The 13955-nt window shown below is 51.0% G+C and carries 8 protein-coding genes; 4 read left to right on the top strand and 4 right to left on the bottom strand.

The annotated features are described in order from the left end of the window. Positions 1–15: 15 nt before the first annotated feature. Together AYI87_RS06745 and AYI87_RS06750 are read right to left on the bottom strand one after the other, a co-directional pair. Positions 16–2631, bottom strand: a complete 2616-nt coding sequence (locus tag AYI87_RS06745; protein WP_144200662.1) for a TonB-dependent receptor plug domain-containing protein — start codon at positions 2629–2631, stop codon at positions 16–18. 1109 nt (positions 2632–3740) lie between these two features. Next, positions 3741–4808, bottom strand: coding sequence for a methyltransferase (locus AYI87_RS06750; RefSeq protein WP_144200664.1), 1068 nt, complete (start codon positions 4806–4808; stop codon positions 3741–3743). 256 nt (positions 4809–5064) lie between these two features. Here AYI87_RS06750 and AYI87_RS06755 point away from each other — a divergent pair, with 256 nt between their 5' ends. Next, positions 5065–5721, top strand: coding sequence for a TetR/AcrR family transcriptional regulator (locus AYI87_RS06755; protein WP_144200666.1), 657 nt, complete (start codon positions 5065–5067; stop codon positions 5719–5721). A 62-nt stretch (positions 5722–5783) separates the two neighbouring features. Here the strand turns inward: AYI87_RS06755 and cysK are convergent, their stop codons facing one another. Then, on the bottom strand, positions 5784–6752 hold the full coding sequence (gene cysK, locus AYI87_RS06760) for a cysteine synthase A (protein WP_144200668.1): 969 nt from the start codon (positions 6750–6752) through the stop codon (positions 5784–5786). Positions 6753–7015: 263 nt separating this feature from the next. On the opposite strand from cysK, the gene AYI87_RS06765 reads away from it, so the two are divergent. Then, positions 7016–8293 carry an RDD family protein gene (locus AYI87_RS06765; RefSeq protein ID WP_144200795.1) on the top strand — a complete coding sequence of 426 codons (1278 nt, stop codon included), beginning with the start codon at positions 7016–7018 and terminating at the stop codon, positions 8291–8293. 189 nt (positions 8294–8482) lie between these two features. On the opposite strand, the gene cysZ is transcribed toward AYI87_RS06765, so the two are convergent. Then, entirely contained in the window at positions 8483–9256 is a 774-nt protein-coding gene (gene cysZ / locus AYI87_RS06770; protein ID WP_144200669.1) for a sulfate transporter CysZ, read from the bottom strand. Positions 9257–9444: 188 nt separating this feature from the next. Here cysZ and smc point away from each other — a divergent pair, with 188 nt between their 5' ends. Then, positions 9445–12870: a chromosome segregation protein SMC gene (gene smc / locus AYI87_RS06775; protein WP_144200671.1), complete on the top strand. Its 3426-nt coding sequence runs from the start codon at positions 9445–9447 to the stop codon at positions 12868–12870. 23 nt (positions 12871–12893) lie between these two features. Further along, entirely contained in the window at positions 12894–13904 is a 1011-nt protein-coding gene (gene zipA / locus AYI87_RS06780; protein WP_144200673.1) for a cell division protein ZipA, read from the top strand. The last annotated feature ends 51 nt before the right edge of the window (positions 13905–13955 follow it).

Raw genomic sequence — 13955 nt, forward strand, 5'->3', positions numbered from 1 at the left:
TAAAGTTCAGTGATATTAGAACTTCTGAGTATACGATGCTGTATAAGTACGACCATACAGGTTGTACAGTGAAGAATCATATTCCAGGTTTGAATCTAACACTGGGTCTTCGTTAGTAATGTTACGAACACCTAGGGTGAACTTACCATTCCAAGGAGCATTGTAGCTATAGGTCGCATCAAACGTAGTTTGAGACGATAGCGAGCCAATTTGCTCGTAGGTATTTGGATCAGTCTTTTCTGCCTGACCATCGATGTATTGAGTCAACAGTGACGCATTGTGGTCACCATATGTCCAATCGATCACCCATGTAAAGCGGAATTCTGGCATACCGTTACGACCAATCTTGTTGTTGACTGGGCCATCGAAGTATTCTTCTTCGTTGTAGTCAATAACATAGGTTAGGTCGAAGGTAGAACCGAAGTCACCCACAGCTGTCTCTAGACCGGTATAAGTCAGGTTAAAGTCGATACCAGAAGTGTCGAAACCATTACCGTTAACTTGTGGAGTCGTAGCTGACAGGATCTTGCCGTTTGGATCATCACCAACACGCTTGATATCACCAAGTGCTAAGTTGCCGTAACCCACTTTCTTCTCTTCTTTTAGCAATGAGTCTAGAGAAACAAAGGTGATCACGTCTTCAATGCTTAGGTTGTAGTATTCAACTTTAGTGCTGAAGTTGTCTGTGATGTTCCAGATCACGCCTAGGTTATAGAAATCTGAAGTTTCCGGATCTAGGTTAGGGTTTGCCTTACGAGTTACGTCGTATTGCTTTGACTTACAATCAGACGGTGATGTGCCTTGAATCTCACAGTAGTGATAGTCAGTGGCGCTATCCGCGCTGAATGAGTCTGCCGCATATAAGTCAGATAGTGACGGTGCGCGGAAGCCTTGGCCCCATGAAGCGCGCAGTACCACGTTATCTAGAACTTGATAACGTAGAGCAACCTTAGGAGTTGTCGCTGAACCGAAGTCTGAATAGTTATCGTAGCGGAAGGCAAGGTTAAGCTCTAAAGCTTCGGTTACTGGGATAATAGATTCACCGAAGACTGCGAAAACATCGCGATCGCCAGCTGAACCATTACCTGATGAACCAATGACTTCACCAGCAGAAGATTCTGCATCGACACGTGATTCATACTTGTATTGCATGAACTCAGTACCAAAATACCAACCGATATCACCAGCTGGTAGCTCGATTGCCTCGAAGTTAACACCAGCATTCACACTATGGAATTCCATAATGTCTTGCTTCAATGTGTCGTGACTAATCGCCGCAACAACTGCGTCGCTATTACCTTCTGGACCGAAGTTAAAGTCGCCGCTCTTAACTAAGTTTTCTACAGTTGGGCGGTGTACATAACCAGAACCGTAGTTGCTGTTTTCAGCTAGGTTATAGTGGTAGGTGAAATCCCAACCGAAGCTGTCGTGTTCGCCAACCAGACCTAGCTGGATGTCGGTGCTGTAGTCGATAGTTTTTGAGTCACGAGTACCAACATCGGTGAAGCGATAATATACGCGACCCGCATCAGGGTTCTTGCTTGTACCAGTGCTGTTACCATTGTCATCGATGTTTTGGATGTCGACTTGACCAGCTTCTACGTTGAACCAACCAGCTGCTGGTGCGTAACGACCAAAAGTTTCGTTACGAGAGAACAGACCTTGACCTTCGAAGCGTACTTCATCAGAAATTTCATAATCGGCATTGATGTAACCTGCGGTGTATTTACGTGCGGCGTGATCTGCCGCTTCAGAGGTGTAGTCATAGCCGCAGATGTAGTCGCCATCGCCGTAGTCATAAATATGACCGCCACCGACCATCTTGTCGTTGTTACAAGCCGCCATAGGTCTGAATTGACCTGTGGTCATATTCAGGAAGTTACGAGCGTATGGAGATACACCTGTAGTATCCGCATATTTGTCCGCTAATATGTTTGTTGAGCTTGAGAACCAACGATCGCGTTGATAAATGATTTCACGGTTCTGGTGCTCCATAGAGAAAGTCATGCTTCCTTTGTCACCAGTTACGCCACCAATTACGTGTGCTTTCCACTCTTCACCACCAGCTTGTTGAGGGTTGGTGCCAGTTGCAGAAAACTCAAGACCATCGAAGTTTTTCTTTAAGATGATGTTAACAACGCCAGCTACCGCATCAGAACCATATACAGCTGAAGCGCCATCAGTAAGAACTTCGATTCTTTCGATAGCTGCAGTAGGAATGGTGTTCAAGTTTACTGCTGTACCACCTAAAGTAGGTGAACCAGGCATACGCTTGCCGTTGAGCAGGACAAGAGTTCGGTCTGCGCCAGCACCACGTAGTGAGATGTTTGATTGGCTCTGCCAAGTACTGCCTGAAGATTCAGCGTAAGAACCAAAGGTGTTGATGTTGCTACGACGAAGAACGTCAGCTACAGACATTTCACCTGTTTTTTCAATATCAGCAGCACTAATAGTTGTAACTGGTGAAGATCCTTCTAGGTCGGTACGCTTAATACGTGAACCTGTGACTTCGATACGTTCTACGCTATCTTCGTCTGCCGCATAAACGGCTGGTACGCTTAGTGCTGCCGTCGCGGCACCACCAATTAATGCGAAACGGACAGCTTTAGCCAATATAGAATTAGGCTGCATTATGTTTCTCCCTGAGACTTATTTTAATTTTTGATATGTACACTTATGGACTGATCGATTTTTATTCGATCTGAGTGTCGATCTTTATTTAGTAAAAACTTTTCAAATATTTACTTATATTGATAAATCTTTACCTCGTGCTCGATATAATCATAGAGAGATAACAACTGCAACATGGTGGCTACAGCTGATACGCTCATTCACTTGCTTGGTTCTTTATCCTTTAATTAACAAATTATATACAAATAACCTCGGTCGAAGTGTAAAAATTAAGCGATTTATTTCAAGATTCGCCACAATGTTTAATTTTGCGCGCAGATGTTTGTTTGTTGTTAACTCTTGTGATTTTAATTGTTTTTGATTTGTTTTTATTTTTGTTGCTATTTGTTTTACGGTTGTGCTGTTTGTTATTTAAAAAAAATACAAAAAATATGAAAAATATTGTGGAAATGATTTGTTTGTGAGCAAAATCACCTCTGTTTGTACCTATTTTATTGTTGATTTATTGTTAAGTTAAAAGTGCGGGACTATTAGTTGCTACTATAAAGATGCGCTGTTTCCCTGGTTTTATGATCTATTTTACGCCAGTGATAAGTCGTTCTTATTTAGCTTGAGGGATGTGTTTGTTAAATTTGTGTTGATATTTTTGACTTGGCTAATTGCATGTATGAAAGTGTACATAGTAGCGAAAATGGCGATGGCAAAAACATTATCAAGCTTTGAAAGTTGGTGTGTGAATTGTGCCAACTAACAGTACGAACAGTCTTATTCGAGAGCAAACATCTGGACAAATACCGGGGCAAGGGGAAGAGCAACAGGAGTAACCTTCACAGGCGACGGTTTGTTGGCTGAGCAGGAGCTTAGCGACACTCAGGTGGCTTCGCCGGATTTGGCGTTAGGCTAATGTACATTCACCAAGCGCTTATTAATCTAACGCTAATGAACCTAACGCTAATGAACCTGAGTACACTCCGCACTACAGAGCATAGGCAGCCGAAAGAGGGGAGAGCAGAGAGAGCTAGGTAGACCGCATGCCTGAGATCATCGGTCTACCTAAGATTTAAGGTTATAGATTTAAGGTTAAAGATTTAAGACTTTAGGTTTAAGTATCAAGGCTTTCTACGACAGCGCAGCAAGGTATGGCCCAATCCTATATTATCAATATCCTCGTCGACATAGAGGCCTGCCGATGAGATCAGCTTAAGCAGATCTTTCGAGTGGTACATGCGGCTATTGCCGTTTGCCATGGCAGTGAAGTAGAGCGAGGTGGCATTGACACAATAGGCTCCGGCTTCACAGGGTTGTCTGTCCCAGAAGGTCTCTAAGATACAGAGTTCGCTATGGGAAGCCATATTGGCGGCGGCTAGTTTTAATATGGTCAGTATCTGCTCCTCGGAGAAGCAATCTAAGAACTGACTCATCCAGTAAAGATCTCCCCCCTTAAAGAAAGGCGTATCCGCCTTTAACAGATCGCATTCGAAGCCATGGATACGGTCACTCAAGCCCTTGTCCTTGGCATTTTCCATGGCGACCTTCAGCTGACCGGGGAGATCCATGATGGTGACTTCGACCTCGGCATCGTAGCGGGTGCAGGCAAGGGCCCATTTTCCCGTGTTACCGCCGATATCTACCAGTGTCTTCGGCTTGGCCTTAAAGATCAGTGGCAGCACAGTGCCAAAGGCGTGATCGGAATAGAAGTGGTCGAACTCGAACCAGCTCTGCTTGGCCGCCGGTGGCAGCTGGCTTAAACCAGGGTAGATGGTCTGCCAATCGCCAAACACCTTAAGCCCACTGGCTTCGCCATTCTCCAATGCCTTGTCGAGTTCGAACATGCCTTGATAACAAACGTCATGGTTGAAGTTGAGGTTGACTCTGGACATCTCATCGTGAAGCAGGAAGTGGCCTATCTTGTCCAGGTGGAAGCCTTGATCATCTTGCCAGACGAGTCCCATGCTCAGGGCCATATCCAGCAGGACGCCAACGCCATAGTCTGAAAGTTCAACCTGGCTCGCGAGCTGTGCGCGGCTCGAGCCAGGTTTAGCTTCGATTTGGGCTAATAGATCAAATTTCAGCAGGCAACGGGCAACCTGGAAGGTTATGGGAGCGAATGCGATTTTTTGTACTTCAAATTTGGCATCAAATGCCGATATCTGTTTCGGCGATTGGTAAAAGTCCATCAGAGTCCTGACGTTTGAGTGAGTGAAATGCCATCCACTCTAGCCCGATCCCCTGCAGAGAACATCAAGTCTATGTCGTTTTATCGACCTGGCTCGCGAAAACAGTCCCAAGATAGCCAAAATTATCGACGATACAAGGCGTTATTGGTCACTGAGAAGGGGCGTGTAACGACGCTGTGCTAGGTCAAGTGTTACTCAGGTGTTAACATAGCACGAGCTCTGTCGCCGACGGCATAGATCGATAAGGATATAATTAATGCAGCAACCTCTTAGTTATGTTGGACGTATCACCCACAGGGCCGATGGTGAGGCGCGGCGCGTGGCCATCTTAGAGGCAACCCTAAGGTTGATCGTCAAGGAGGGGGTTCGCGGCGTGCGTCATCGCGCCGTGGCAACCGAGGCGCAGGTACCGCTTGCCTCGACCACCTATTACTTTAAAGATATCAAAGATCTGATCAGCGACGCCTTAACCTACTTTGCCGAAAAAACTCTGTGGATGAACAACACTCTGGAGCAGAAGAGTTTTCAGTTGCTTGAGGCGCTTAAGGCAGACCGTCACCAGATGGCCCCGGATAAGGTGGCGGCGCATCTGACCGAATTTCTCTGTGAACATATTCAAACCCAGGTGAGTCACAGGGATGATCGTATTCTCGAGGTGGCGTTTCACGAAGAGGCGCTGCGCAATCCTTCGCTAGCCGAGGCGATTCAGCTGCTGGACAATGGCTTTGTCTGCACTATCGAGCAGTTTTTTACCGCCTTAGGATCTACCACGGCCAATGCCGATGCCCATCAGCTTTTGGGGCTGATTCGTTGGGTAGAGTATCAGAGTATTATCAGTGGCAATCTGGATAGTGACTTCCTACAGCAGACCCTTGGCGCCTGTATCGACAAGATCCTGCGCGCCATAAAATAAAGCCCCAATAGTTTAAAACTATTGGGGCCTCGAGTTAGTTAACTTGCCTTATTAGGCGAGTCTTACTGAACGTTTTCCGCGTCGCCAAATTGGCCTTGGAAGAGGACAGAAGAGAGGTAACGCTCGGCCGCAGATGGCAGGATCACCACTATATTCTTGCCTTCAAACTCTGGCAAGTCGGCGATACGGTTAGCCGCAACAACTGCTGCACCCGAAGAGATACCTACCAGGATACCTTCCTCTTTCATCAGACGCTGGGCCATCTCGATCGCTTCTTCGTTGGTCACGGCCTCTACGCGGTCGACTACGTCGAGATCCAAGTTGCCTGGGATGAAACCGGCACCGATACCTTGGATCTTATGTGGACCAGGCTGTACAGGCTGACCGGCCATGGTCTGGCCAATGACAGGAGAGTCTGCAGGCTCAACCGCAACCGAGGTGATCGCCTTGCCCTGGGTTTGCTTGATGTAACGACTTACACCGGTAATGGTGCCGCCGGTACCCACGCCCGCAATAACCACATCGACTTCACCGTCTGTGTCGTTCCAGATCTCTGGACCTGTGGTCTTCTCGTGGATCTCAGGGTTGGCTGGGTTATCGAATTGACCTAAGATCAGGTATTTTTCTGGCGCAGATTGACGCAGCTCTTCAGCCTTGTCGATGGCGCCCTTCATACCCTTGGCACCTTCGGTCAGCACAAGATTGGCACCCAAGGCTTTAAGCAGCTTGCGACGTTCGAGGCTCATGGTGTTTGGCATGGTCAGGGTTAGCTTATAACCACGTGCCGCTGCGACATAGGCCAGTGCAATACCTGTATTGCCTGAGGTTGGCTCGATCAATTCTTTGTCTTTAGTGAGCAAGCCCTTCTTTTCGGCGTCCCAAATCATATTCGCGCCAATACGACACTTTACACTAAAGCTAGGGTTACGGGCCTCAACCTTGGCGAGCACATTTCCCTTGCTGACGCGATTTAGGCGAACAAGAGGTGTATTACCTATGGTATATGAATTGTCTTCGAAAATTTTACTCATGGATTACTTGCTCCTTAATGTATACAGCTAAATCATAGTGTGGTTTGGGCGCATTAGAAATGATAGTTTCATCTTCGTTATTCTTTTCTGTTATAAAAGCTGTCACTTATATCATAATTACATCGCTAAGGGGGCTGGTCTAATGGGGATCCTATTGATAACTTAGCGAAATGTATCAGGCCCGCTAGCCAAAATAATCAGAATAATTCGCAGGGAGCAGATGAGTGAGCAGCACAAACGATAGGATAGGGGATGCGGCGAATATGCCGAGCACAGCGCATCAATCTGCGAGCCCTGAGTCAGCTAAAAAATCTAAGACCAAAGATGTTAAAACGAAAGCTCCTAAGACCAAAGACCCTAAGACAATAGTCACCCCCTTCGCCTTTCATGTGGCGCCAGAGCTGCTCTATACCCCGCTGGCCTCGCCACTCAAGCGCGGCCTAGCGATGCTGATCGATGGTTTGCTGATTAGCGTGTTGGCCGAGCAGGCCGGCGCCCTGTTTATTCTCCTGGTCGGCTTAACCTTAGTCATTGAGCGTCGCAGCCATCAACTGGGCAAGGCGCTGAAGTGGGGCCTCTATCTTGCCATGCTCTTGATGACAATCTGGGTCACCAGCGACAATATCATCTCCTACGGCGATTCAGATAAAGGCAAGGACGGGGAGAAAGTGGCGCAGACCACAGGCCAACAGGCGGAGTCCTTGAATGCACTAAAGGTCATGCCGCAGATCTTAGCCCTTAGTCTGTGTGAGGAGGCAAGCTGCGCCGACGAGAAGTTAACCAAGCTGCTTGGTGCGATGGACAGCTTAAAGGCAAGCGACAGGGAGAAAGTGGCGCTGGCATCTCAGCTGATCGACGAGCTGTCTCTGCCGAGTCAGGAAAAACAAGCACTGATGCAGCGCCTAAACCAGGCCTATCCCAATGCTTACGCAGTAAATCAAGAAGCGATGAAGCAAGAAGCACTGAAGCAAGAGACAGTGAAGCAAGAGGTGGTGGAGCAAGAAGCTAGCGAGTCAAGCCCGGCGCCTAAGGCGGAGCTAGATGGGACTGAAGCAGTGCTGGACAAGCAAGTGAGCAAGGTCGCCGAGCCAAGCCAACAAGCCTTAATGGATGAGCCAGCAGCGCTAGGGATTGACCCGGACAAACTTGATGAGGAGGAAGATAAGCCTTCGCCCTACAGCCTGCTGGAATGGGCCAAAGGCATCTTAAACGATCTCGGGCTCGGCTTTGGCTGGGCCGCCTTCTACTTCACTATCTTTACCGCCTGGTTCGATGGCCAGACACTGGGTAAGAAGCTGCTCAACATTCGGGTGGTGCCGCTGGATGCATCGTCTATCTCGCTATGGGATGCCTTTGGACGATATGGCGGCTATGGCGCCGGTTTCGCCACAGGTTTACTCGGATTCCTACAGATATATTGGGATGCTAACCGTCAGGCGATTCAAGATAAGATCTCCGAGACAGTGGTGATCGATCTCTCTAAACCCAGAGAACTGCCTAAAGAGATGCCTAGAGAAGAGCCCGCCGAGGCAATCGTATAGGTAACTGTTTAGGTAAGGGTTATCGCCTAGCCAATAAGCCAATTGTTGCCTGTGAAAGCTGCTGGCAGCCCCGGGGATAACTGAGTCGACTGAGTCGAGTTAAGCCATTAAAAAAGCCTGCAATTGCAGGCCTTTTTTATTGAAGTCATTTTCATAACGTCGTTGCGTTTAAGAGACTTGAGGTGAGCACTATTCCGGCGCAATCTGCGCGTTGCGGTAGGCGGCGCGGTACTTGTCTACCCACATAGAGGTGGCGCCACAGATGGCAACCGGCATTACGATAAAGTTAATGATGGGGATCATCGAAAACAGGGTGACTGCGGCGCCGAAGCTAAAGCTGCTGCCCTTGGTCTGATTGAGGGCAAACTTCATATCATTAAAGGGCACCTTGTGGTTATCGAAGGGATAGTCACAATATTGAATCGCCATCATCCAGGCGCTAAACAGAAACCAGAGCACAGGCGCGGCGGTCTGGCCGATGAAAGGCACCCAGAACAAAATGAGAAACAGTATGGCTCTGGGCAGGTAATATTTCAGTTTCATCCACTCGCGCCCCAGGATGCGCGGCAGATCTTTAATCAGATCTATGGTGCCGCCGGTATTGAGGTCTTTGCCGGTGAGATATTGCTCAACCTTCTCAGCCAGCAGGCCGTTGAAGGGGGCGGCTATCCAGTTCATCACAGAGCTGAAGATAAAGGAGAGCACCACCAAGAGGGTAAGCACCGCCAGCGGCCAGAGCAGGAAGTTCAGCCAGCTCAGGTACTCTGGCAGTTGACCATTGATCCATTGAAACACCTGTTCCAGCTGGCCGATGGCGAAGTAGATCACCGCCGCAAACAGCACCAGGTTGACGCTCAGCGGGATGAAGACGAAGCGTCTCAGGCCGGGCTGTTTGATCAGCCGAAAGCCGTCGAGAAAATAGTTCACGCCACTCTTAGCGGGCTTGCTTGCTTTTTGATTCATAGTCTTATCTGAATATCCTTATTTCGTGCTTAAGGCCGATTGTGTGTCAGCCCTGTTGTAAAAACAAGGGTGAAATCACGCCACGTAACAGAAAAAACGTTACAAAATGCGGCATGCTTTGATAAAGTGGCTAGCAATAATAACAGCGATACCAAGCGCGCCTCCCAATAGACGACCAAACTGGCACAATGAGACTCACACAGATAAAACTTGCTGGATTTAAGTCGTTTGTCGATGTCACTAAAATCCCTTTTAACCAACCGCTTACGGCCATTATCGGCCCCAATGGCTGTGGCAAGTCCAATGTGATCGATGCGGTGCGCTGGGTGCTGGGCGAAAGCTCTGCCAAACACCTGCGCGGCGACTCCATGGCTGACGTTATCTTTAACGGTTCCTCGGCCAGACGCCCCGTCTCCGTGGCCAGTGTCGAGCTCAGCTTCGACAATCAGCAGGGCCGTCTGGGCGGTCAGTACGCCAGCTATCAGGCGATTGCCGTAAAACGTCAGGTGAGTCGCGAAGGTGAATCCAGCTACTTTCTCAATGGCCAAAAGTGCCGCCGCAAGGACATTACCGATCTCTTCATGGGCACGGGCCTAGGTCCACGCAGCTACGCCATTATCGAGCAGGGCACCATCTCACGTCTCATCGAATCTAAGCCTCAGGAGCTGAGGGTCTTCATCGAAGAGGCGGCGGGGATCTCCCGCTATAAGGAGCGGCGACGCGAAACGGAAAACCGCATCCGCCACACCCGAGAGAACCTCGAACGCTTAGGGGATATCCGTCAGGAGCTGGGCCGACAGATAGACAAGTTGGCCGAGCAGGCAGAGGCGGCGCGTCAATATCGGGCGCTGAAGCAGACGGAGCGGGATCAACAGGCTCAGCTCGAGGTGGCCAAATATCTGGAGCTGAGCGCCCAGTCTGATAAGTTATCCCAGGAGATAGAAGCCAAGACGCTGACCCAGAGCGAGGGTGATGCCGGACGAGAAGCTCTGTCGCGCAATTTGACCGAACTTAAGCTCAAACTCGATGAGCTTGAGCGCCAGGAGCAGCAACAGGTCGAGGCCTTCTATCTTAACGGTAATCAGATCGCTAAGCTCGAACAGGAGGTCAAGCATCGTCAGCAGCAAGATGCGCATCTCAAGCAGCGTATCAAGCAGGACGAAGAGAAGCTGGCACTGCTAAAGGCTCAGGATCAGGCGCTCATATTAGCGCGCGGCGATCTCGATGAGCGTCAGGACGGTGCCCGGGAGGCCCATCAGGCGTTGCAGCTGCAGCTCGAGTTACTCGATGAGCAGCTCGGCGAGGTCGAGTTATCCCTGGAGCAGGCTCAGGAAGCTGAGAGTCAGGCCAAGCAGGCGGCTAGCCAATGTCAGCTACGCCTGGAACTCACCAAGGGGGAGCTCAAGCATAAGCAGAGCGTCCTGGCTAAGCTAAAGTCGCAACATCAGAGCGCGTTACGCCAGCTTGAGCAGCTATCCCATCAGGATGAAACCGCCAATCTTGCGCTGCAACATGCTCAGTGTGAACGGCTCGCCGAGCGGGTCGATGAGCTTAAGGGCGAGATCGAGCAGGGGGCTGCCACTCAGTCTCAGTTACAAGAGCAGGCGCGCCAGACCCAGGCCCAGGTCGACGCATTGTCGCAGTCCCTGGCCGAGGAGCGGGGACGTCTGGCGGTGGTCAAGCGTATCTTACCTCAGGAAGATGCGCTTCAGGGCCGCGCCCTCTGGCAGGCGATTCAGGTCACGCCCGGTTGGGAAGCGGCGGTAGACCTGCTGCTCGACGGTCTGCTCACCCAGAAGGTGAGTGACAAGCCAAGCGCAGAGGAAACAGAGAATGAGAGCGGCTTTGAGTTAAGTAGATCTCAGCAGTGGACCGGGCTTAGCAGCGAGGTCAACCTGGCGCCCTGGCTGTCCAGGCTTAGCTGGGTCGATAGCCTGAGTCAGGCTAAGGCCATGCTGGGATCACTTGAGGATGACGAGCGCATCGTCACTGCCGATGGCTACATCGTCGGTAACGGCTTTGTGCTGCAAAAGGCCGAGCAGGGCAGCCAGCTGGTGCAGCTTAAGGCCGAGCAGCAGGCGCTTGAGCTCAGCATAGCGGCCAGTGTCGAGGCGATCGATGAGCGTAGGGCGGTGCTGGCCGAGGTCAATCAGGCCTTGGATGAGCAGCGTGAGGCGTTCACCCAGCTTAATACCAGCTTGCAGGGGACGCAGCTTGAGCGTGAACGCCTGATGGCGCAGGCTCAGGCGACCCAGGAGCGTATCGCCCGGCAAGGTGAGCAGCAAGCCAGGCTGAAGGCCTTGCTCGAAGAGCAGAGCGGCGAGCTAGTAGCCGTGGAGCAAAGCATTAGTGAGCTGACAAGTCGTCGCGATCAAGACGAGGCGCAGCTGACTGAGCTGATGCGCTCAGCCGACAGCCAGGTGGCAGGACTTGCCGATCGCCGCGCCCAGCATAAGGCGCTGGGCCGCGAGCGTCAGGCGTTGGCGCAGCAGTCCCAGCAGCTACAGCAGTCGCTGCAGGCGATCAATACCGAGCAAGCGCTTAGCCGTCAGCAGGGGGAGCAGCTCGAGCGGCAGATGAAGGAGCTGGCCCAAGAGCTGAGCGAGCTTCAGGGGCAACTCGAGGGGCAGGATAAGCTAGATGGTAAGCAGCAAGCCGATGCCATGACGGCCCAGCTCAATGATGCCCTGGCGCGTCAGGGGGAGGCGCAGGCGGCGCTCGATGCCCTGCGTCTGCAGCAGGCTGAGCTGCAAAATCAAGCAGACGAGATCGGCGCCAAGCAAAAACAACAAGTTGGCAAGTTAGAGCACTTGACTCAAGCCATCAGCGCGTTAAAGTTACGTCGCGAAGGGATAAAAGGTCAAATTGACAGTCAGTTAGCCCAGATCAGGGGCCAGGAGGTGGATATCGCCGAGGTGCAGGCAACCCTGGATCTGACGGTGAGCCTGAGCCATCGTCAGAAGATGCTTGAGCGCACAAAGGCGCAGATCGAACATCTTGGCGCGATAAATTTGGCGGCGATTGAAGAGTTCGAACAGCAGAGTCAACGCAAGGCCTATCTCGACAGTCAGGATGCGGACTTGGCCAAGGCCCTCGGCAGCCTGGAGGAGGCGATTCGCAAGATCGACCGCGAGACCAAGACGCGCTTTAAGGAGACCTTCGATAGGGTCAACCAAGATCTTGGTGTGCTGTTTCCTAAGGTGTTCGGCGGCGGCAGTGCCTATCTGGCGCTGACCGATGATGATCTGCTGGAGACAGGGGTCACCATCATGGCCAGGCCGCCGGGGAAAAAGAATAGTACGATTCACCTGCTTTCGGGTGGAGAAAAAGCATTAACCGCTTTATCATTGGTATTTGCGATTTTCAGGCTGAATCCGGCGCCATTTTGTATGTTGGATGAGGTCGATGCGCCGCTCGATGATGCCAATGTAGACAGGTTCTGTCGACTGGTAAAAGAGATGTCTCAGAGTGTGCAATTTGTTTATATTAGTCACAATAAGATCACCATGGAATTGGCCGATCAACTAATAGGTGTCACTATGCACGAGCCAGGGGTTTCACGCATAGTTGCCGTCGATATCGATGAGGCGGTGGCATTAGCCGACGCAGTATAATTTTGGGAAAAACAGGGTAATCAATGGAAAATTTGCAACTGGTATTGTTCGTGTTAGGCGCGGTAGCCATTATCGCGGTACTTGTGCATGGTTTTTGGTCCATTAGGCGGCAGCAACCTAAATCATTAAAAGAATCGCCCATGACAGGGCTATACACAGATAAGACACGTGACAGTGACGGTTTCGACGCCGATGGCGTTGGCCCTGTAAGAGTCATTAAAAATAACGGCGAAGATCGCAGCATTCCTAAGGCCACCTCGACCAGCCGTGCCACACCTGCCGGTGCTCGCGCGCAAGAGAGCGAGCCAGCAGAGGTCTCGCCAAGTTTCTCCCTGTCGGATGAGCCTAAGCAGAAGGCGCCGCGTTCACGTCAAGAGCCGGTGATGTCGGCCACTCCTAACGAGGAAGTTGGCGACGCCCATCTCGAGCAGATGGAGCTTGGCCTGGGTCAGGCCCCGGCGCAGCCTTCGCTGTTTGAAGACCCAGTTACCGAGCGTAAGCAGGAAGCAGTGCGCCCCGCGCCGAGAGTCGAAGCGACTCAGTCAGTAGCGCCTGCGTCTGTAGAGCCAGTGCCTGTTGAACCAGAGCCAGCGCCAGAAGTGGCCGAAGAGGCGCCGCTTGGCGATCCACAGGATGTACTGGTGCTGCACGTGGTGGCTAAAGAGGGCGAGGCCCTCAATGGCGCCGAGCTACTACCTAGCCTGTTGACCCTTAACTTCAAGTTTGGTGACATGGATATTTTCCATCGTCATGAGGATAATGCTGGCACAGGCAAGGTGCTGTTTTCATTGGCTAACATGGTTAAGCCTGGGGTATTCAACCCAGATGAGATGGAGCAGTTTACCACTCAGGGCATAGTGCTGTTTATGACGCTGCCTTGCTATGGCGATCCTCTGATGAATTTCTCCATCATGCTTAACTCGGCCCATCAGCTTGCCGACGATCTCGGCGGCGAAGTGCTCGACGGTGGTCGTGGCGCCTGGAGCGAGCAGACCAAACAGTCTTACCTGCAGCGCATTCGCGCGCAGATGTGATACCTAATCGGATATTCAAGATAGAGGCCGCATGAGCGGCCTCTGTTGCTT

Origin of the sequence: Shewanella sp. KCT, assembly GCF_007636505.1 — a bacterium.
Lineage (GTDB): Bacteria > Pseudomonadota > Gammaproteobacteria > Enterobacterales > Shewanellaceae > Shewanella > Shewanella halotolerans.

What these genes read in the sequence shown, in the direction of transcription:
- AYI87_RS06745 (WP_144200662.1), bottom strand. Translation starts at nt 2,631, where the DNA reads ATGCAGCCTAATTCTATATTGGCTAAAGCTGTCCGTTTCGCATTAATT.
- smc (WP_144200671.1), top strand. Translation starts at nt 9,445, where the DNA reads ATGAGACTCACACAGATAAAACTTGCTGGATTTAAGTCGTTTGTCGAT.
- zipA (WP_144200673.1), top strand. Translation starts at nt 12,894, where the DNA reads ATGGAAAATTTGCAACTGGTATTGTTCGTGTTAGGCGCGGTAGCCATT.
- AYI87_RS06755 (WP_144200666.1), top strand. Translation starts at nt 5,065, where the DNA reads ATGCAGCAACCTCTTAGTTATGTTGGACGTATCACCCACAGGGCCGAT.
- AYI87_RS06750 (WP_144200664.1), bottom strand. Translation starts at nt 4,808, where the DNA reads ATGGACTTTTACCAATCGCCGAAACAGATATCGGCATTTGATGCCAAA.
- cysZ (WP_144200669.1), bottom strand. Translation starts at nt 9,256, where the DNA reads ATGAATCAAAAAGCAAGCAAGCCCGCTAAGAGTGGCGTGAACTATTTT.
- AYI87_RS06765 (WP_144200795.1), top strand. Translation starts at nt 7,016, where the DNA reads ATGCCGAGCACAGCGCATCAATCTGCGAGCCCTGAGTCAGCTAAAAAA.
- cysK (WP_144200668.1), bottom strand. Translation starts at nt 6,752, where the DNA reads ATGAGTAAAATTTTCGAAGACAATTCATATACCATAGGTAATACACCT.